The following is a 20,896-nucleotide window of genomic DNA, read 5'->3' on the forward strand; positions in this document are numbered from 1 at the left end:
AATCGCTCTGGCATACCGATGGCATTCGCTGTGAAGGCACAAACATATTGCAGAACAACGGTCGAAGTGCATGGCAGGAAGTCAATCACGTTCATTTCCATATCATTCCTCGATTTACAGGAGATGACTTCAAGATTAAGTATGAAGCCAAACGTCCTACGCGCGATGCGCTAAATCAGCTCGCGGATAAAATCAAAATGCAATTGCAGGAATCGAAATAACACACCTAGCAAGGTGCCATCAGCATCGATCTATCACATTTGACTATTTCTGCACGCAAGAAATTAACAAAAGGCGAAAGAACAATGCACCCCAACAGAATCTACAAAATCATCTTCGCCAGCGTCTATCCGCTCTACATCAAAAAGGCGGAGCGAAAAGGCCGCACCCAAAGAAGTGGACACGGTCATCTTTTGGTTGACGGGTTATGACCACGAAACGATGCAGGCGCAAATCGACAAACGGAGCGATTTCGAGACGTTTTTTGCGGAGGCGCCTGCCCTGAATCCCAACGTGTCCAAGATCACGGGGGTCATCTGCGGCTACCGCGTCGAAGACATTGAAGATCCCGTCATCCAGAAAATGCGCTACCTCGACAAGCTGATCGATGAATTGGCCAAAGGGAAGAAGATGGAGAAGATTTTGAGGGAGTGAAGATCGTCCATCCATTCGGAGGTATGGATTTCACCAGTTGATGCCTTGCTTCTACCCGGGATTTTTCGACTGAAAGAAAAAGGCAGCCCCCAAAAGAGCTGCCTTTTCCATATCCTTCCTTCAAACCGAATCCTCAAACCCGATCCAGCTCCATCACCTTGTTCCAAGCAGCCACAAAATCAGCGACAAATTTGGCCGCAGCATCCGACGAAGCATACACCTCCGCCAAGGCGCGCAGCTCCGAATTGGACCCGAAGATCAGGTCCACCCTTGTACCCGTCCATTTGACGGTGCCGGTTTTGCGGTCGCTGCCTTCGAAGTGGGTTTGGGCATCGGAAGTCGCCTTCCAAGTGGTGCGCAAGTCGAGCAGGTTCACGAAAAAGTCATTCGTGAGTGCGCCGGGGCGTCCCGTGAAGACGCCATTGGCCGAAGCGTCCCAATTCGCGCCGAGCACGCGCAGGCCGCCGACGAGGACGGTCATTTCGGGTGCGGTGAGCGTGAGCAGCTCCGCCTTGTCCACAAGCAATTCCTCCGCCGAAGTTTTGTGCTTGGATTTGAAATAGTTGCGGAATCCGTCGGCTGCGGGTTCGAGCACCGCAAACGAATCGACATCCGTTTGGTCTTGCAAGGCGTCCACGCGCCCGGGCGTGAAGGGGACATTCACCGAATTTCCGCCTTGCTGCGCGGCCTTTTCGATAGCGGCACAGCCTCCCAACACGATCAAATCGGCCATGGAAACGTATTTTCCGCCGGAATTGAAAGCAGCTTGAATCCCTTCGAGCGTTTTCAGGATGGTCGCCAATTGCGCGGGTTGATTCACTTCCCAGTCCTTTTGCGGCGCAAGCCGGATGCGGGCCCCATTGGCACCACCCCGTTTGTCGGAGCCGCGGTAGGTCGAAGCCGAAGCCCAGGCGGTCGTGACCAATTGTGCCACGGTCAGTCCGGAGCCGAGAATCTTGGTTTTAAGGGCCGCAATATCGGATGCATCGATCAGCGGTTGCTTCACCGCCGGCAACGGATCCTGCCAAATCAGCACTTCCGCAGGCACTTCGGCTCCCAAATAGCGTGCAATCGGACCCATGTCGCGGTGAGTGAGCTTGTACCATGCGCGGGCGAATGCGTCGGCAAACTGATCGGGATTGTCGTGAAAACGGCGGGAGATTTTTTCGTATTCGGGGTCGAATCGGAGCGCGAGGTCAGTGGTGAGCATCGTCGGCGCATGGCGCAAATTGGGGTCGTGGGCATCGGGAACCGTCGCTGCGCCCATGCCATGTTTCGGCTTCCACTGATGCGCACCCGCCGGACTTTTGGTCAATTCCCATTCGTAGCCGAAGAGATTCCAAAAGTAATTGTTGCTCCAGCGCGTCGGTGTGGTCGTCCAAGCACCTTCGAGGCCACTTGAAATCGTATTGACTCCGACGCCGCTGCCCATGGTATTGTGCCAACCAAGTCCTTGCAAGGCAATGTCTGCCCCTGCGGGTGCCGGACCGACATATTTGTTGGGGTCGCCAGCGCCGTGGGTTTTGCCGAAGGTATGTCCGCCAGCGATCAGGGCCACGGTTTCTTCGTCGTCCATCGCCATGCGGCCAAAGGTTTCGCGGATGTCGCGGGCGGCCAACAGCGGATCAGGATTGCCATTTGGGCCTTCGGGATTCACATAAATCAGCCCCATTTGCACAGCACCCAGCGGATTTTCCAATTCGCGGTCGCCCGTGTAGCGCTGATCTGCGAGCCATTCACCCTCTGGACCCCAATAAATGTCTTCTTCGGGTTCCCAGACGTCTTCGCGTCCGCCGCCGAATCCGAAGGTTTTGAAGCCCATCGACTCGAGTGCACAATTGCCCGCGAGGATCATCAGGTCGGCCCACGAGATTTTTTTGCCGTATTTCTGCTTGATCGGCCAAAGCAGCAACCGTGCCTTGTCCAGGTTCACATTGTCGGGCCAACTGTTGAGCGGGGCGAAGCGTTGCGAGCCTGAACCTCCGCCGCCGCGACCGTCGGAGATGCGGTAGGTGCCCGCGCTATGCCAAGCCATTCGAATGAAAAATGGCCCATAATGTCCGTAATCGGCCGGCCACCATTCTTGGGAGTCGGTCATCAGGTCCACAATGTCCTTTTTGACAGCGGCGAGGTCGAGCGATTTGAATTCGGAGGCGTAGTCAAAATCGGGCCCCATCGGATTGGACAGTGCCGAATTTTGCCGAAGAATGTTCAGCCTGAGCATATTCGGCCACCAATCGTTGTTGCGCGGACCGCCGCCAGCTTTGTGTTTTAAGGCCCCGCCATGAAACGGACATTGGCCTGCAGATTCTTTAGATGTATTGTTTTCCATCGGAGTGACGAATTATTTTTTGATTTGGTTAAATCTACTGAAAAGGGGAGATAGTTGGGCATCAAAATGAGGCCCCACCGCGAACCTTTGCCGCTGTATTTTGGCCACGAAGACACGAAGGCACAAAGTTAAGTAAGCTTTCTTCGTGCCTTTGTGTCTTCGTGGCCAATTCACAAAACCTTTAAAACCAGCTCTTTTGCACTTCCCGCGGACGAACGACGGGGTCTTTGGGCACAAAATCGATGTCGAGGTATTCCAGTTTGCCTTTGGGCGAAATCTTGAGCAGCAGGCTTTGGTAGGGTTTGAATTCGAAGTTTTCCGTGATCGAATGGCCGTTGACATTGAGGGTTAATTCCCGGAAAATGGAGGACTGCATGATCGATTGCCCGCAATAGACGGGGTATTGGAGGTCCTTGGCGAGGGGTTGCGCAAGGAAAATCAGGTGGCTGCCATTTTTTTCGACGCGGCACCAATGTTCGGGAATGCTGTCCCCTTGGATCAACGGCGGATTTTGGGCGACACCTTCGAATGCATTTTTGACATTTTTGAGCCCAGCCAATTCTTGTTGCATGTGAAGGTATTCATCTGACTTTGAATGGCCCGGCTGCTTGGGGATTCGCTTCAGGCAAATCGGGAAACCCATTCGCGCCAACTCCACCAACCTGCGCATCGCCCGAATGTCCATGTATTCGACGTCGATGTAGAGGCTGGAAAATTGGGCGTCGCCAACGGTGAGTTTTCCGTTTTCAAGCTTGGCCTGCTCCAAAAAATGGCCATTGATCCACAGCGGATGGTAGCCCTCCAATTCCTGCGGAAAGTGAACGTAGCGCATTTCATATTCGCCCCAAACCCAAACGCGGCGGCGTTCCTGCGGCAATCCCCCCTTCATCACGGCATCCTCGTAAGGCAGATAAACAGCGACATCCGAATAGGTCCGGCCCCGCTCCATCCATCCCGAGACTTTTCCGACATAGGCATTAAAAGCGGGCAATTCCGGCTCCAAGCTGCCGCCCGGCCCGAAATAAGTCGTCGCGAAAAAGGTGCAAGTGTCGGATCCCTTGGGATTGTAGGGCATGCCGTGGTAAAAATGATGGTTGACGCCCTGCGCAAACATCGCATCGGCCACCATTTTCAAATCCGCGGTTTGCTCCTGCCGCAAATAGGTCGAGGGAAAGCCATACATACAAGTAAAGGTCTCCGAAGACACCATTCGCTTGCCCGACAATGCCGCCGCCGAACTCACAATTTTGGAATAATTGGGATCGTTGAGCATGCATTCGGTTTCGGGAATGTCCACCAGCGAATAGGCCTTCATCACGTCCGTGGGCGTGCCGAGGCATTGCACACGCGACCATGCACCGAGTGCGCGGCACTTGCGCACGTAGGGCTTGAAGAATCCGTCGAGCACAAGGTCGCCGAGGTGCATCATGTAGTCATAGCGCACATCCGGAAAGGAATCGAGGCCCTTGTCCATGTAGGGGATGATGTCATAGCCCATTTTTTGCCGAAAGGTTTTGTCAAAATCCTTGGTCCAAACCTTGAGCTTGTCGTTGAGTTTGATTTCCCAGGAGTCGGTAAAAAGTGCGGATTTGGAGCCTTTGAGCGGTTCTGCGAGGGCCTTGGCGATGGGTTCGGCAAATAGCTGAAAGGCATTGCTGTCCAAGTGGTTGATGACGAGCGGGATCTTTGGCCATTCCCAGGCGAATGTCAGCGTCTGCCGGAAGGCCGTGTCGCCATAGACCTGCGTCGTGTATTCCTTCCCGATGTTGCTGCCCGCGACCGGCCACGCGCTGCCAAAAGTAAAATCGCAGGCCAATCCGATGGAATCCGCGTAGCGTTTGGTATAGGTCACGACCTCTATCCATTCGGGGCTCAGCCATTTTTGCGCGGTCGTATCCTTGGGATAAAAGCGGTTGTATTTCCGCGCATACATGTCCTGGTAGCGGTACAGCGGATAAACCCAGGCGATTTCGACCCCGCCGAAGTTGTTGGCCTTGGCCCAATCGAGTTGGTGCTTGACATCCGGCTTTTTGATTTCCGTGGCAAACCACCACCACCGCGTGGCAGGGAGGGAATTGGGATAGAACTGCGCAGTGTGAGAGGGAGTGTGAGAGCGAGGAGGAGTTTGATTGTGCGCGACATGGCAGGCGGAGAGCGCCAGAATAGCGAAGCTGATGAAGAGGACAACGAGATTTCTGCCATTACGCATTTTCCAGGGCGTTTTAGAATTCGTTGAATTTAGGGAAAAAGCTGGGGTTTTGGATTGGCTTTACTCGCAATTCTGGGCATCGGTACTTGGTGCTCCTTGCGAACCCTTTGCGCGCGGTGCCTGTCCCGCTTGCGGGGCGTTTTCATCGTCCGTTTGAATCCCAGCCGAATCAACAACGTCCGTTCGGTAAATGATGAAGAAAATTCCGTTTTACGCCGTTCTTGGCCGAAAAGCCATTCTCAATTCCCAGAAAACCAATCCGCCAACGATCATCGCCTCCCCAACAAAATAGGCCATTCCCCAAGCTGTGACATCCCCCGAAAAGAAGAAAACCATCACCAATGTGAAGACACAATAGGCAAGGTTTGCAAAAGCGATCATTTTCAGGAACAACTTCCAATTGGCAGGCGAAACGACATAGCAAGTCAATGAATACAAGGCAAATATCCCGGCGATGGCAGCGAGGATGTACAATTGCTGCCTCGGTACTCCGAAAAACCCTTCGAAGTTGCCAAGCAGACCGAGCAAAAGACCTGCCGTGAGCATTGCACCCAATCCGTCGATCAGGAACAACGTGCGCGGCTGCAGCCGGCCGAAAAGCTTGGCGAATTCCATGACTTCAAAAGAAGCCAAAACCAAAGTAACGGACAACCTCTTGTTGCCTTTTTCATTGGAGGCCAGATGCCTTGCAAAATCAAAGCACTGCGTCAGGGCGAAGGTAGCGGCTGATGAAATTCTTCCATTTACGGGCATGAACCGAGAGTCGCTGGTCAGAAAAAAGGGAGGCCAAAATTCCTTCGAGGTGCCTTGAAGCTGAGTGTGAGCCTATTGCTTGGATTTATCTTCCTCGAGGTCATGTTGCGTTTTGTCCCGCTGAAATACACTGACTTTCAATCCTCTTTCCAGTTCGTTGGCGACAAAGATCTAGGTTACCTGCCCGTTGCAAATCAAGACGCGGCCTACAACATTGATTGTCTGCGCAATCCGCATGTAAAAACGAATAGCCTGGGCTTCCGTGGACCCGAATGGACCAACGCCAAAAGTCCAAAAGTGGCATTGCTCGGGGACTCCTTTTTGCTGGCACTCACGGTTTCGGAAAAACTGCACATCGCCAACCTCTTGCAGTCGGCCACAGGTGGCGAGGTCTGGAATGCTGGCGTGAGCGGCTACGGAACCTATCAGGAACTTCTGGTTTGGCGCAAGCTGCTCAAGGCAAGGAAACCGGATATCACCGTGCTGTTTATATACCTCGAAAATGACATTCGGGACAACCATTGCGGGCTCTGCCGGGCGGAACAACAGCTGAATTGCCCTTGCCTCTCGTTGAAAGAGGAGCGGATCGTCGAGCAAATGGATTTCGAACTTCGGCAGCCGACCACGGGCGTGAAGGCTTTGTTGAAGGAAAATTGCTACTCGTGCAGGTTGTTCCGGAATCTCACGAAAACGGATTCGTATAAACCGATTCGGGGAATTTCTTCGACCAAGAATCCTTTGCTTACAACATCTACCGGCCCGGTTTGAGTAAGCAATGGGACGAAGGTTGGCAAGTCACCGACTGGACCCTTCGCCAACTCAAGCAGGAATGCGATGCCCAAGGAAGCAAGCTACTGGTTGTCAACGTGCCGGGGGTGATTCAACTGGCGACGGATTTCGGTGCCGAAATGAAGGCCCAATTGGGCAGCGACAAAGTTCCCGCGGACTTTGATTTGAACTTTCCGATCAAGCGCTTGAGGGAAATCACTGATTCGGCAGCGATTCCACTTTTGGACATGCAACCCGCTTTTCTATCCTACCGGGACAAACACGAATTGAAGAATCCAGTGTTTGGATGGTGCTGCGACGGGCATTGGAACCCGTTGGGACATCGTTTGGCTGCGGACTTGGTGCACAATTTTCTCGTGGACAGCGCTTGGATCGAAGGTGTGAAACGGGAAACGCCGGCCCCTGTGGAGGTCCCGGTTCCGGGGGTTTTTTTTTTTGGGGTTTTTTTTTTGGGGGGGGGAAATTTGGGGGGTTCCATCGGGGGCTTGGGGTGTGGGGGAATATTTGTAGGGGCCGCGAGGGGGGAAAAGGGGTTTTTTTGTGGGGGTGGGGGGATTTGGTTTTGTGGTGGGGGGGGGGGGGGCGGGGAGTCTTTGTTGTTGGGTTTGTTCGCCTTGGGGGGGGGGGGGGGGGGCTCTTGGGGGGGTTTTCGGCCTTTTCTTTTCGGGGGGGGGGCGGGGGCGGGGGGGGTCTTCGGGCCGGCCCTTTTTTTGGGGGGGGGGCGGGCGGGGGGGGGCGGGGGGGGGGCCCCGGGGGGGGGGGGGGGGGCGACCTTTTTGGGTGGGGCGGGGGGGCCCGCCTTTCGGGGGGCCAAGGGGGCCCGGGGGGGGGCGCGTCGGGGGGGGGGCCCGGGGGGGGGGCGGGGGGGGGGAGGCGGTTTGGGGGGGGGGGGGGGGGGGGGGGGGTCTTGTGGGGGTCGTGGCGGGGGGGGTTTTTTTTGGGGGTTGGGGGAGGGGGGGGGGCCCGGGGGGGGGGGGGGGGGGGGGGGGGGTGTCGTCATTTTTTTTTTTTTCCCATGTTGGTCTGGGGCCCAGAAATGATGGAGGAAATCTATTCCTGTGGCACGGTGAAGTTGGAATGAACTCAGTGGTTGGTCAGCGGCTTTTCAGACTGGGGCAGTCACTAGTGCAGCTTGCCTACTTCCCATTGTTGAGCCACTTGTCAAATATCCTATGGTAGATCGGAAGTATGACATAGACGACGGTCGGAACGGCAATGAGCGTGATAATCAAGGTGCGAACGGGGATGGGGAACTGAATAACAATATCCCCCAAAAGGTAAAAAAGGAGCGTTATCAACGGATAAATGGCGAGCCAAATCAAAAATGCTCTCTTGTGCTTTGTGTTTTGCCCCATGAATAAAAAATCGAAGTATAAAAAAAGCAGACATCCTTGCCAAACACTCCTCCGAGAACTGCTTAGCCTCACGGAATGCTCATGATAGCGTGGATAACGATTTCAAAGTGGAAATGTTGGGGAAATTCGGGAAGATTCAGCTTTTGAGGTTACAAATCTGCGAATTCGTTTTTTGGGAAAAAGCCATCCTTTTTTGTAGATTTTGCCATGAATAAGTTCCTCTTTTGGTCGCTTTCGGTTGCACTTGCGGGGTTTCTCTTCGGCTTTGACATTGTCGTCATTTCGGGGGCAGACAAGACCCTGCAGGTTTTATGGCATTCTCCGGACGTGTTCCACGGCTTCGTGGTGATGGGATCCGCACTTTGGGGAACGGTGATCGGTGCGATTTTCGGAGGAATTCCAACCAATGCATTCGGCCGAAAAAATACGCTGATCGCCATCGGAATCCTGTTTTTGGTGTCATCGGTGGGTTCGGCCTTTGCGAATGATCCTTGGTTGTTCGCCTTTTTCAGACTCATCGGCGGATTGGGTATCGGTGCCTCGACGATTGCCGCCCCGGCCTACATTTCCGAGATTTCCCCGGCCAAATCCCGCGGAAGGCTCGTGGCGATGTACCAATTGAGCATTGTCACGGGCATTTTGGTGGCCTTTCTCTCCAATTATGTCTTGAATGATTCCGGACCCGACGCATGGCGTTGGATGCTGGGTGTCGGTGCATTTCCGGCGGCGGTTTACGTCATCATGATCCTGCTCGTCCCAGAAAGTCCAAGGTGGTTGGTGATGAAAGGAAGGCTTGAAGCGGCAAGGGCAGTCCTGCGAAAGGTGGATCCTCGGCTCGATTTTCAGCAATACGTTGCAAGTCTAGGTCCCGTGGAATCGAAGCAAAAGGAGAGCATTTTCTCCAGCAAATACAGTCGCGCCACGCTGCTTGTGTTTTTCATCGCCTTCTTCAATCAGCTGTCGGGCATCAACGCATTTCTTTACTATAGCCCGCGGATCTTTGAAGGTGCTGGACTGGGGAGCGATTCCGCATTTCTAAGCAGCGTCGGGGTTGGTGTCGTCAATGTGGTTTTCACCTTAGTGGGCATGGCCTTGATCGACCGTTTGGGGCGCAAGCAACTGATGTTCATCGGTTCTGTGGGATATATTCTTTCGTTGGGATTGGTGACCCTGTCGTTCCTGCAGGGCTGGGGCGGGCTGGCCGTGGCGGTTTTCTTTTTTGTCTTTATCGCTTCCCATGCGATCGGGCAGGGAACGGTGATCTGGGTTTTCATCGCCGAACTGTTCCCGACGCACTTGCGTGCGAGTGGGCAGGCTTTCGGTTCGACCGTGCACTGGGTGCTTGCGGCACTGATTCCGTCCTTGATTCCAATGCTGTTTGAGACCGTTGGTGCCGGAGCCGTGTTTGGATTCTTCGGGGTGATGATGGTCGGACAATTGGCCTGGGTCTTCCTGAAAATGCCCGAGACCAAGGGGGAAACCTTGGAGGCCGTGAGTGCGCGGCTCTCCGAATCCGGGCGTTGAGCATCCTGCTGGAAAGTTGGCGAAGATGGCTATCTTTGATCTGTGAAAGGATTTCTGAAATTTCTGGTAGGCGGCATCCTCGGCGGCGTATTGGGCTGGGGTTTGGGGTATTTGCGTATCCCGATGGTGGAGAAGGACGGGTCATTTTGGGTGGGTTTTGCAGTGAGTTTGGCGATGGTTTTGTTTGTCGTCGTTGCGTTGATTGCGTGGAACAAGAATGCCCTTTTGATGAAGGTGATCGGGAAGGGTTCAGGCGGGGAGGATGCCGATTCAGCCTCCAAACCAGTCCGTACCTACGTCTGGCTCTGGGCAATCATGGCAGGATTTGTCGTGTTGGGCGGATCTGTGAGCAGTTGGATGGTGTATCGGCAGAATGGGATGCTGGGGGAGGAGATGCGAGCGTTACATCGAAGAATTTTGAATCAGACGGAGTTGGTTGAGTCGGTTCGAAGAAGCAATCAAGGATTTTTGTTGGCTAATGTTCTGGATAAGGTAGATGCGGAACTGGGAAAGAACCCAGCGAAATCACTTAGTGAAGCCGCAATTTCTAGGATTGTGGCACTGAGTTATGCTTTGAAACCTTATCGAATTTTAGAGGGTGATACCTTGGCCATAAATCCACTTAGCCCAGAAAGGGGGCAGCTTTTATTATCCCTGGTGAATATGGAAATGGACTCATCATCGTTCAGCAAGATCAAACATAAGGCAAACTTTGAAAATGCTGATTTGCAGGGGGCAAACTTGAGTGGAAAAAACTTGAGTGGGATGAATCTTCGTCGATCTAAATTGAAAGATGCTGTTCTTGATAGTGCAAATTTGAATAACGTTGATTTGACTTATGCAAATATTTGGGGTGCCAGTTTGAAAGGAACAAGATTGATCGGAGCAGACCTTGTGAGAGCCGATTTAAGGTGGGCAGTGTTTACCGAAACAGAACTTAATGAGGCTAATTTGAATGGTGCAGACTTAGGCAATGCGCGACTCACCAATGTTGATATGACTGGGGCAACATTTCGGTACGGAATATCTGTTGCTGCGATAATCGACCATTCCAATCTCCGAGGAGTAGATCTTCTGGTGACCAACCTTGCTAGGTCAAGAATTACAAACACCAACCTTAGCGAATCGAATTTGAGATTAGTCAATTTTGCGGATGCGTATCTGGAATCCATTGATTTAAAAGACACTCGTGTTGGGCAGTCGAATTGGAGTAAAGTGATCCAAGAATGGCACTATAACGGAGAACTAGATGCAACGTTGACCTACAAGATCGTCGAGGACTCCTCTAAAAGATTTGAAGCAGCATTCCTTCTCAAGCGCGAAGTACCTTGATTTAGTTGCGAATATTTTCAAAGCTCCTTATTCCTTTTGCTTTAATTAGGGTAACGAGGCCTTTGTAGTAGCGTTTATTTTTTTTGAAAACCGTAAAATGAGGTCTTCATCTGCCCTGAAGGGCGAGAATCCAATTTTAAAAGCCCAACTATAATAACTCTGAAGATCGTTCAGGTAATCAGCCAAAAGTTGAGGTGTCCAAAAAGTGGTAGGCCTGATTTTATATTTCGCTTTCAGTTGTTTTCCGAGTTCCTGCCCCCATTCATTGTTGATCATGTCCACATAGTTATCTATTGGATTGTCTATTGGATCCGCCAGTTGATTCTCATTAAATATGCCAGAGATCAATTCTGGCATGTTTTTACGTTCATGGACGTCTGCGACAAAATCAGCAATATCTTCCGAGAAAATGGATGAAATAAATGCTTGTGCTGTTAGATGGTTAAAGGAATTTAGATAGCCTTTTTCTGTAGAGTCCCTGTGGTCTTTGAATGGGAAACCATCTTTGCTAATGTTCCTGACGCACTGCTCAGCAATATCATAAAATGCAGGATCTCCTTCGCCGTAGACCAATGGCAGTCTTCTTGCCAATGCAAGCACTTGCTTCAGCTCCTCCCGATTTCTGATTGAAAAGGGTGAGTGAAGAAGAAGTTCGATACGAACTCCAATACCACCTTTCTGCGCATCCGATATGTCATCTTGGCTGACTCCCTCCTTCAAAATCCCCACTACCTCTCGTCCATTGCTGCAATGACAGACTCTGACCATCTCAGCCTTTTCTCCTCCTACTAATGGTTTTCCAGAGACCGTAAGATATTCAATTTTAACAGTCCGCCTTAACTCATCCAAAGAGCTAAATCGTGTGGCTAGCAATGCACCTGTGCCAGCTTCAATGTCCCTAATGTAATGCGATGTCTCAAGTTCATTTTGGCTGCAAGGACGTAATCCTTCAAAAAATGGATTTTCCGCTGCATACTTGCCACACGCATTGGCTAAGGATATTAGTAATACCCATACAGTTGCATTCATTTTGATGATTCCAGAGCCCCGCATCGTTTGGCAATAATATTCAAATAGTGCAGGACAAGCTAACTTTTAGATGAGAAATAAATGCCGCAAAAGATGTCCCAATCGTAGGAAATCGATCGGCTCCCCATTCACCTGAAACCCCACCCCGCACCCATACCCCAAAATTCCCTATTATTGATCCCCAAAGCCCTTTGCGCGATATGAAAATCCAGTCCGTCATCTTCCTTTTGCTTACCCTGCTCACCCACACAACTCTATGGTCCAAAGACTACAACATCACCCAAACAGGTGCCATCCCAGACGGCAAAACCCTTAATACCAGGGCAATACAGTCTGCGATTGATCAAGCAGCCGCCGATGGCGGCGGACGGGTCGTCATCCCGGCGGGCAAATTCCTCTCCGGAAGCATCGTCCTCAAGTCAGGCGTGGAACTCCATCTCGAGAAGAATGCCGTCCTTCTGGGAAGCACCCATCCTGAAGACTACATTCAACTGCACAACAACACCTGCGTCGGGTACAAAGCGCTTCTCCTTGCTTATGAGGCCGAAAACATCTCCCTCACCGGCAAAGGCGAACTCGACGGGCAGGGTGCTCGCCTCGCCCGGAACATCGACAGCCTCTTCTACATCGGCAAGATTGACACTGTCGCTTACGAACTCCAAGAAAGACGCCCAAAATGGTTCCTGCGACCGCAGGTGATCCAGTTCATGAATTGCAAAAACATCCTGGTCACCGGTGTAACGGTCAAAAATTCGGCTTGTTGGGTGCAGACCTATGTGCTCTGCGAAAACCTGACCATCGACAAAATCCGCGTGGAGAGTGACGCCTTCTGGAACAATGACGGGATCGACATCGTCGATTGCCGCAAGGTCAGGATCACCAATTGCGACATTAATTCAGCGGATGACGGCATTTGCCTCAAGTCCTACCTTGGACATATTTACTACAAGCACCCGACGATTCAGTACTGTGACAGCATCTACATCGCCAATTGCAGGATCCGGTCGAGTGCCTGCGCGGTGAAATTCGGAACGGCCTCGTTTGGAGGGTTCAAAAATGTCGTGATTGAAAACATCAAGGTTTACGACACATTTCGCTCCGCAATTGCCATCGAGATGGTCCACGGGGGCATTTTGGAGAACATTCTGGTCCAAAACATCAAAGCCACCAACACGGGCAACGCCATTTTTGTGCGCTTGGGGCAACAGCACCGCGAACCCGGGATCCTACGCAACGTGCTGATTCGCAACATGAAAGTCGAGGTTCCATTCGAAAGGCCGGACTATGCCTACGAACTGCGCGGCCCCGAATTGCCTTTTTTTCACAACATTTTCCCCTCTTCGATTACTGGTCTTCCCGGATTTCCCGTCCAGAATCTGACCCTCGAAAACATCCTGATCACCTATCCTGGCCGTGGCAACTATGCCTACGCCCACATGCCGGTTTCACGCTTGAGCGAGGTTCCCGAACAAAAAAAGCTCTACCCGGAGTTTTCCATGTTTGGCGAACTGCCGGCTTGGGGCCTCTATGTCAGGCATGTAGATGGTTTGGTCATGCGAAATGTCATCGTGAAGATCAAAAAACCCGACTATCGGCCGGCGATGGTGTTTGACGATGTGAAAGGACTGGATTTGCAGCAAGTTGAAATTCAGGGAGACGAGAAAAAAGACGTTCCCATCGTACTGAAAGACGTTGAAAAGGCGAAATAGAATCCAACCTAGGCCGCTGTTGGCAATCCTGTGAAACTCTTGACCCGCCGATGACAGCATTGATAGGCTCAGGAGGTTTCTTACGGGCTTCCAGGTATCAAAAATTCCCTTTTTGAATGAGCTGAAGGGATTCCAATCGAATGCGTGCATCCTTGATCTTGCTTCCCAGTTCCTCGCGTTGCGCCATCGCCAAGTCGATTTCCGCTTGCCGGACGTGATTGTTTTTTTGCTGCAAAGCCATCAACCGGTCAATCTCATGGTTCAATTCCAACTTCATCCGAATGTGCCCTTTGGAGATCTCAATTTCGGCTTCCTTCTCTGCGAATTGGGTGGCCGCTGAGAGCATGTCAGGGAAAATGCTTTCAGTAAATGATTCATTGTCAAGTAGATCGTCGATTTGTCCCGGTCGGATGTGTTGATCGATGACCTCCGCCGCATAGCTCGAAGTCACGTCTGCACCTGTATGATCCACCACAATACGAATGGGTGTACTCGGCAAGAAGCGATCGACATCCGTACCTTGCGCACCCGAACTTTCGAGCACAAAAAGCACTTCCAACAACAACGACGGCGAACCACCGACGCGCAGCAGGCCAAAACTTGCACTGCCGGTCCCCGAACCCAGCACCATATCAATCGCCCCGGTCACCATCGGATGGTCCCAAGTCAAGAACCCGACATCCTCCCGGCCCAGCGCGCGTTTGCGGTCAAAAGTCACCGACAACCCGTCATCGGGCAGTTCCGGGAAAGCAATCGCATTGCCTTGAAGGGCATTGAGCAGGTAGGTTCTGGGCGCAAGGTCCTCGACATCAATGCCAAACTGTTCAAATACCTCCGCCATGTAGTCCTCCAACTCCGGGTCGGCGTCTGCCGCGCGAATCTGTGCGATCAGTTTTTCAGCAATTTCAGGACGGAAAGAGTTCATTTCGAGCAGGCGATCACGGCCCTCCGCTAGCCTGATCTTGAGCGCTGCGTGAAAGGCGGCAGTCTCTGCGATCAAAGCCGAAAGCTCAACAGTCGCTTCATTCGAAGGCATTGATTCGGAGACCTCAAGCAACCGATTGACAAACATTCTTGCCATCTCGTCGCCACCTTCCAGATTGGCTTCGAATGCATTCAAGCCCTCGTGGTACCACCGGGCAATTGCCTCCTCCGCAGTACCGGTCAAAAACGGCACGTGGATATGAATATTCTCCGATTGTCCGATCCGGTCCAGGCGCCCGATCCGTTGCTCGAGCAAATCCGGGTGCAGCGGCAAGTCAAACAAAACCAAATGGTGGGCGAACTGAAAATTCCGGCCTTCGCTGCCAATTTCGGAGCAGAGCAGGAGCCGCGCACCTTCCGCCTCTGCAAACCAAGCCGCATTCCGGTCCCGCTGCACCAAAGTAAGGTCTTCATGGAATACCCCCACCTTCAGTTTTGCGTGCTTCTGCAATTCGGCCTCCAATGCCAACACTTTTTCCTTCGTGCTGCAAATCAAGAGCACCTTTGCCGGACGGAGTTGGCGCAGCAAACCCATCAGCCAATCCATTCGGGGATCAACTTCGAATGCAGAATCGGAATGCGTGTCATGTTCTCCGCCTTGATTCAAACCACCCGTAACTTCGTCCGAATTCGCATTTTCTTCTCCGAATTGCTGGGATTGCGCTTTGATCGGGACGAGGTGCGCGATTCGTTTGGGAAATCCCTGCATTGCCGATCGCCGGTTGCGGAATACCACACGACCCGGGCCGTGCCGGTCGAGCAAATCCTGAATCAGCAAGGCGCGCTGTTCCTCGGTCAAGGTTGTGGCTGCACGCTCATGGCCCACAAGCGTGGTCAGCAGGGCGGTTTCCGGCTCCGAGAGCGGTTCCGCTTGCGTCAGTTTCGTAACAAGGTCGGCCATGGTGCGATGGCCAATGGTTTCCTTTTGAAAAGCTTCGAAGTCATCGTAACGGTCAGGATCGAGCAAGCGCAACCGCGCAAAATGGCTTTCCTCGCCCAACTGCTCGGGTGTCGCGGTCAGGAGCAACAAACCATTGGACACTTTGCCCAAATTCTCCACCAAAGCATATTCGCGACTTGGCTTGCCCGCAGACCATTGCAGGTGATGCGCCTCGTCGACCACGAGCATGTCCCAAGTTGCGGAAATGGCCTGCTGCGCTCTTTTCGGGGAATTTGCGAGCCAACCCGAACCACAGAGGATGAGTTGATCGTCGAGAAATGGATTTCCGTCAGGGGCGCCTTTTTCAGCAGAAGCACAACGCCGTTCGTCAAAAATGTGAAACCACATGTTAAACCGGCGCATGAGCTCCACAAACCATTGGTGCACAAGCGAATCCGGCACAAGAATCATCACTCTTGAAACGCGGCCCAGCAAACGCAGGCGGTGAACGATCAGGCAAGCCTCGATTGTTTTTCCCAAGCCAACCTCATCCGACAAGAGCACGCGCGGTGCGTGGCGGGCGCTGACCTCACGGGCAATGTACAATTGATGCGGAATCAAGTCGATCCGCCCACCCAGAAACCCGTTCACCGGCGAAATACGGCGCGCATGGTCGAATGTGAGCGTGCGTCTGCGCAACGAAAATTCGGCCGGCTTGTCAACATCGCCCGTCAACAAACGGTCTTCGGCACCATGTTGGATGGTCATTTCCCCCAAATCCGCCTCGGAAATCACTTTCCCTTGGCCACTGTAGATGATCAATTCACCAGTTTCTTTGACCGACGCAACAATTAAGGTGCGGCCCGATCGATCCACGATACTGTCGCCCATTTTGAAGCGCACGCGGCGCAAGGGTGCTGAATCCGTCGCATACATCCGCGTAGCACCCGACAGCGGGAAGTGTAGCTTGACGCGCCCCTTGGCCGTTTCGATCACGACACCGATGCCGAGTTCGGGTTCAGCCATGCTGCTCCATCGTTGATCGGGGTAGAACTGTTCCATTTTCGTGTTTTTCTGTCGTGTCGAATGCCATTTCTCGGAGCCCAAAAACGGCCTCAACGAAGGCGCAATGGGTATTTCCGGGGTATCAATGATCTATTCGGGCAAAGATAGGCCTCAAATCCGGGTTATCAATGTGCCCGACGATGCAGGGATGGGCGCTGAATTTGGCAATTGGCCCGTGCAGGTGTGCCTCGGTCTTCACCTTGGGCAGCATTGGAAAAGGAAGAATTGCCATCTTGCCAACCAACAAATTTGGCAAAGGCGCTTCCATTTTTTCGCAGTGTCGGGGACTATCGAAAAACAATTATCTTTGTCTTCAACATTGGCCCTCATTACATTGTATCAATGCAACGATCTACTTTTTCCGCATTTTCCTTGCTGCGTCTTACAGGTACACTCTTGCTTTTGCTTTGCCTGTCGCCTGTGATCCGTGCGCAACAATTCACCTATAAATTCACCTCCACGCCCGACTCTGCAACAGTTTCCCTGAATGGCGTGCCCCTTGGAAAAACACCTTTGGAAGCCAAAATAGACTGGTCAAAATTGCCGAGTGGCGGATTTGTCTTCCTCTTTACAAGGTCCGGATACGGCGACGAGAAATTTGTCGTATCCGAAAAGCCGAAGGTCAAGGAAAATTTCAAGGACATGAAGCTCACGAAAGCGCGTCCGCATTTCGAGATGGATTCAGACGCTGTTTTGGTGAAATTTGACAAGGTGATGACGGAATTTCCATTGGGGAAAATCATCGGGCACAACAAGACCTTTTACGGTGGAGACATCACTTGGGAGGCCTATTCGCGGGTGGGCGTGCAACAATTTGCACTCAGAGCCGACGACGTTCTGGGCAGTGCCGGATTCCGAACCCCCTTCATCAAAGGCAACGAACTCTTCAGCGACCAAGCTCCGAAGCCGGAAATTCCACGTTTCCTGATCGGCGGCAAAGTCACAGATATCTGGGTAGAACTCGGCCCAACGACTTTATCGGGACTCACCGCCAAAAACTGGTGCACGGTGGAATGGAAAGTCTATGACAAGGTTCTCAAAAAGGTCGTCTTGACCGATGTGAGCCGAGGCGAATTTGAAGGAAAATACCTGAACCTCACGGAATTGAACGTGATGATGGACCTGTTTCAGGATGCGATGGAAAATTTCCTCATGAACGGAAAACTCTTCCAACTCGTCACAGAAGCCGCCGGCGTCGCCCCGACCGAAGAGGATGAGCCAGGCGAGAGCACCCCGGACAAGCGCTGATTTTCAGGGAGTTGGCGATGGCCTTCGGAGTTCGCCAGATTGTTTCGGTTCAATGGGCAATTGAACAGGGATTTGTTGCTACAATTACGCGACTGCATTAACTGAAAAAGTCGGCATAAGCCGACTTTTGTACCCATAGAGTCGGATTATCGAACCAAGTTGTGATGGGTTTTAGGAGGTTGTATGTTGATAACCCATACTTTCAACAATATCGCAGTGTTAGAGGGTTTTGATTGAGAGATCGCAAATTCTTGGATTTCATCACTTCAACCTAACACCCGTTAGGAAAAAGAGGCACGGCCGCGTTCCCTCGATGCCCCTCCGAAGTCTCAGCCAGGCTTCAGGGGACCGTAGGGAAGACAGGGAAACAAATGCGAAATGTCACGGCCTCAACCCGTGTGAAATGATCAAGACAGTTAGCTGAACTTAATCTCTGAAAAATGAAGGAGGCAAGTCTCGACCCCAGTTAGTAATTGCCAGCGCAGACAGCTCTGAGAATCCCGCCTGAATCCGTTTTGGCAATTCTGGAGGGAGGAAATCCGATGAACCTTGTTTGGAGTAATCAGGACCTTTCCCAGCAGGGTGTTGGAAAAATTCCGGTTTGATGCCCTTGATGATTTCTTCCTTGTACCGGAGCGTACCCCTGGAGAACTCCTTTGTATAATAAGCCATTTCTGCCTGTATTTCAAATTGTAAGCTGTCCAACAATTTCCGTTCCACATCGTCCTGATCTACACGTGTCAAATCCCGAGAGATGAACGTTTTGTGGACGTGCCACTGCCCATCTTCGTACAATTCTCCCAGCAGTAGTCCATCCCTGCACACTTCAATCGTAAAATTCCTGTTTCCTTTGGGTATGATCTTGGTGATCCCATAACCATTGTTGCAGAAAAAGCACTTGATGATGTCGGTGGGCTTCACCAAACCCAATCCCAAGCGTTCGTTGTACCGCTTGAGCAGATGCCCATTGTACACAGAAAATCCTCCATTCAGATTATTTAATTTGATCACACGCAGGCCATGGGCGCTCCAGTAATAAACAACGCCATCCCAAGCAACTGACTCTGGGCCCTTGTACTTTTCCACAGCAGTGTTCTTGCTCAAGATGACCACCCATTTATTTTTCCTATGGGTCTTGATCTCATAAGCCTTGCAATATTCCAGTCTCCTATCAATCTTGGCCCGTCGCCGCCTCCGATCGTATTCGTCGACCAACCTCCCCACGCTTTTGGCCATGCAAGGCCAATCCGCGAGAATTTCTTTCATCAATTCAGTGGTGTTCATTGTGTGTACGAGCATAACGCTTGGTATTGAGGTTAATGCAATGTTTGACGGCCCATTGCACCTTCACGTCTCATGCCCTTTGACAGCAGGTTATTCGTTGTGGTTCCGCTTTTACCCTGCCGGAGGAAGCCAGAGCATTTTCACATCAAGGCTTCTGGATCGTTTTGTTGTTACGAATATAGGAAAAACGGAACAAAAAGTTGCAGGTTGGGCTTACTTTATTTGGGTCATAAAGCTAACTAATTGTCCAGCAGCTCCTTTTGTCGTTGCTGGAGGTAAGTGTTGGCGTTTGGAGGATGAATCGCTGCTGTCCTAGAAAGGTTGAATCTGGTACTTCCTACGCAACAGACGGAGGCTTTCGATGTGCAAGCGTGTAAGCGTAAATGCTTCAGAGATCGGTGGGATGGTTCATTCGTCGTTGTCGCTTCGCTACGTCTCCTCACTCATATCCCCCCCTCACACTGAAAAAGTCGGCATAAGCCGACTTTTGTACCCATAGAGTCACTTTATCGAACCAAGTAGTGGGGGATTTTAGGAGGTTGTATGTTGATAACCCCTATTTCCAACAGTATCGAAGTGCGAGAGGGGTCTGATTGAGAGATCGTAAATAGTGGGTTTTGCCTTACGCTTGTTAGGGAAGTGCGTGCATTGAAAGTATCTCGTTAAGAAACTGTGCAACGAAGATGGCTCCCTACTGAAACGTCAGAGCCAAAGGGGCTCTGCACGACGTATAGATAACTGAACGTAACCATCCGCTAAACCCCGTGTAGGAAAACACCTCGAGCAGTATTATGCCTTTTTGACCGGCAGCAATTCCTCTATCCGATTGATGGGGTGTTCTTGTATTTTGGCGAGGGTGTCGCGGAGCCAAGTGAAGGGCTCGATGTCGTTGCGCTTGCAGGTGCCGAGGAAGGAGTATAGCATCGCGGCCCTGCGTGCGCCTTCGTGGCTGCCTGCAAAGAGATAGTTTTTGCGGCCAATGGCGATGGGGCGGATGGCGTTTTCTGCGAGGTTGTTGTCGATCTCCAATTGGCCGTCCTTGAGATAACGGGCGACGTAGTTGAAGCGGCCCAGGAAGTAATTGACGGCCTCACCCATGGGTGACTTTGGAAGGAACATTTTGTATTTGTCGCGCAGCCATATGCCGAGTTCGCTAATGACGGGCAGGGCATTTTCTTCGCGCAGCGCCTTTCGTTCATCGTGGCCGAGGCATTTTTCGCGCGCCTCCCGTTCGATGGCGTAGAGTTCGCGGATCTTTCCCAGCACCCAACCGGCGTTGACATTGTCGTATTCCAGTGCCTTCTCGAAGTAGCGGCGCACGTGGGCCATGCACCCGACCAGGAATATCCCCTCGCGCTTCTCGAACTCCTCGTAGGCGGAGTAGCCATCTGTCTGCAGCCAGCCTTTGTAGTTGCGCAGTACGTGTATTGGCCCCGAGCGGCTGCGCCCCGGCCGGTAATCAAAGAGCACGAGCCCTAATACGGGTGACTGGTAGGTCCAGTGGTAGCCTTGGTGGGTTGCGCCCTTCTTTTCGCTGTCGAGCACCTTGATCGGCGTCTCGTCGGCCTGGACGTAGGCGCTTTCGAGGATTTTTTGTTTGAGTTTTTCGTAAAGCGGGTCAAGCAGATCGCAGCACCGTGCGATCCAGTCGGCTATCGTCGAGACCGGGATGTCGATGCCCTCGCGGGCGAAGCGTTGCGACTGCCGGTAGAGCGGAAGGTGGTCGGTGTACTTGTCGATGATCACCTT

Annotated in this window: 15 protein-coding genes and 1 pseudogene; 7 read left to right on the forward strand and 9 right to left on the reverse strand. The window is 52.1% G+C overall.

What is annotated here, in order from left to right; translation table 11 throughout:
• The coding region (locus IPN95_28140; protein MBK9453199.1) for an HIT family protein at nucleotides 1-221 on the forward strand (221 nt) is incomplete at its 5' end.
• An 84-nt stretch (nucleotides 222-305) separates the two neighbouring features.
• Nucleotides 306-654: pseudogene (locus tag IPN95_28145) on the forward strand (DUF2200 domain-containing protein).
• Nucleotides 655-787: 133 nt separating this feature from the next.
• Here IPN95_28145 and katG read toward each other — a convergent pair.
• The 3 genes from katG to IPN95_28160 all read right to left on the reverse strand — a co-directional run bounded on the left by katG (nucleotide 788) and on the right by IPN95_28160 (nucleotide 5,810).
• Nucleotides 788-2,986, reverse strand: a complete 2,199-nt coding sequence (katG, locus tag IPN95_28150) for a catalase/peroxidase HPI (protein ID MBK9453200.1) — start codon at nucleotides 2,984-2,986, stop codon at nucleotides 788-790.
• A gap of 181 nt (nucleotides 2,987-3,167) precedes the next feature.
• Nucleotides 3,168-5,195 carry a hypothetical protein gene (locus IPN95_28155; protein ID MBK9453201.1) on the reverse strand — a complete coding sequence of 676 codons (2,028 nt, stop codon included), beginning with the start codon at nucleotides 5,193-5,195 and terminating at the stop codon, nucleotides 3,168-3,170.
• Nucleotides 5,196-5,405: 210 nt separating this feature from the next.
• A complete protein-coding gene (locus tag IPN95_28160) occupies nucleotides 5,406-5,810 on the reverse strand; it encodes a hypothetical protein (GenBank protein MBK9453202.1) in 405 nt (134 codons plus the stop codon).
• Nucleotides 5,811-6,014: 204 nt separating this feature from the next.
• On the opposite strand from IPN95_28160, the gene IPN95_28165 reads away from it, so the two are divergent.
• Nucleotides 6,015-6,716, forward strand: a complete 702-nt coding sequence (locus IPN95_28165) for an SGNH/GDSL hydrolase family protein (protein MBK9453203.1) — start codon at nucleotides 6,015-6,017, stop codon at nucleotides 6,714-6,716.
• 1,157 nt (nucleotides 6,717-7,873) lie between these two features.
• Here IPN95_28165 and IPN95_28170 read toward each other — a convergent pair.
• Nucleotides 7,874-8,092 (reverse strand): hypothetical protein, encoded by a 219-nt coding sequence (locus tag IPN95_28170; protein MBK9453204.1) that lies wholly within the window; start codon nucleotides 8,090-8,092, stop codon nucleotides 7,874-7,876.
• A gap of 207 nt (nucleotides 8,093-8,299) precedes the next feature.
• Here IPN95_28170 and IPN95_28175 point away from each other — a divergent pair, with 207 nt between their 5' ends.
• Together IPN95_28175 and IPN95_28180 are read left to right on the forward strand one after the other, a co-directional pair.
• Entirely contained in the window at nucleotides 8,300-9,616 is a 1,317-nt protein-coding gene (locus IPN95_28175; GenBank protein ID MBK9453205.1) for a sugar porter family MFS transporter, read from the forward strand.
• Nucleotides 9,617-9,658: 42 nt separating this feature from the next.
• Nucleotides 9,659-10,948: a pentapeptide repeat-containing protein gene (locus IPN95_28180; protein ID MBK9453206.1), complete on the forward strand. Its 1,290-nt coding sequence runs from the start codon at nucleotides 9,659-9,661 to the stop codon at nucleotides 10,946-10,948.
• Nucleotides 10,949-10,993: 45 nt separating this feature from the next.
• Here the strand turns inward: IPN95_28180 and IPN95_28185 are convergent, their stop codons facing one another.
• On the reverse strand, nucleotides 10,994-11,977 hold the full coding sequence (locus IPN95_28185; protein ID MBK9453207.1) for a hypothetical protein: 984 nt from the start codon (nucleotides 11,975-11,977) through the stop codon (nucleotides 10,994-10,996).
• Nucleotides 11,978-12,177: 200 nt separating this feature from the next.
• On the opposite strand from IPN95_28185, the gene IPN95_28190 reads away from it, so the two are divergent.
• Nucleotides 12,178-13,686, forward strand: a complete 1,509-nt coding sequence (locus tag IPN95_28190) for a glycoside hydrolase family 28 protein (protein MBK9453208.1) — start codon at nucleotides 12,178-12,180, stop codon at nucleotides 13,684-13,686.
• Between the two features lie 97 nt (nucleotides 13,687-13,783).
• Here IPN95_28190 and rapA read toward each other — a convergent pair whose 3' ends face one another.
• Complete coding sequence (rapA, locus tag IPN95_28195) at nucleotides 13,784-16,612, reverse strand: RNA polymerase-associated protein RapA (GenBank protein ID MBK9453209.1); 2,829 nt, start codon at nucleotides 16,610-16,612, stop codon at nucleotides 13,784-13,786.
• A gap of 85 nt (nucleotides 16,613-16,697) precedes the next feature.
• Nucleotides 16,698-16,883, reverse strand: a complete 186-nt coding sequence (locus IPN95_28200; protein MBK9453210.1) for a hypothetical protein — start codon at nucleotides 16,881-16,883, stop codon at nucleotides 16,698-16,700.
• Between the two features lie 74 nt (nucleotides 16,884-16,957).
• Here IPN95_28200 and IPN95_28205 point away from each other — a divergent pair, with 74 nt between their 5' ends.
• Complete coding sequence (locus tag IPN95_28205) at nucleotides 16,958-17,863, forward strand: hypothetical protein (protein MBK9453211.1); 906 nt, start codon at nucleotides 16,958-16,960, stop codon at nucleotides 17,861-17,863.
• Between the two features lie 426 nt (nucleotides 17,864-18,289).
• Here IPN95_28205 and IPN95_28210 read toward each other — a convergent pair whose 3' ends face one another.
• Entirely contained in the window at nucleotides 18,290-19,162 is an 873-nt protein-coding gene (locus IPN95_28210) for a hypothetical protein (protein MBK9453212.1), read from the reverse strand.
• Nucleotides 19,163-19,936: 774 nt separating this feature from the next.
• On the reverse strand, nucleotides 19,937-20,896 hold a 960-nt coding region (locus IPN95_28215; GenBank protein MBK9453213.1), incomplete at its 5' end, for an IS66 family transposase.

It is taken from the genome of Bacteroidota bacterium (assembly GCA_016718825.1).
Lineage (GTDB): Bacteria > Bacteroidota > Bacteroidia > J057 > JADKCL01 > JADKCL01.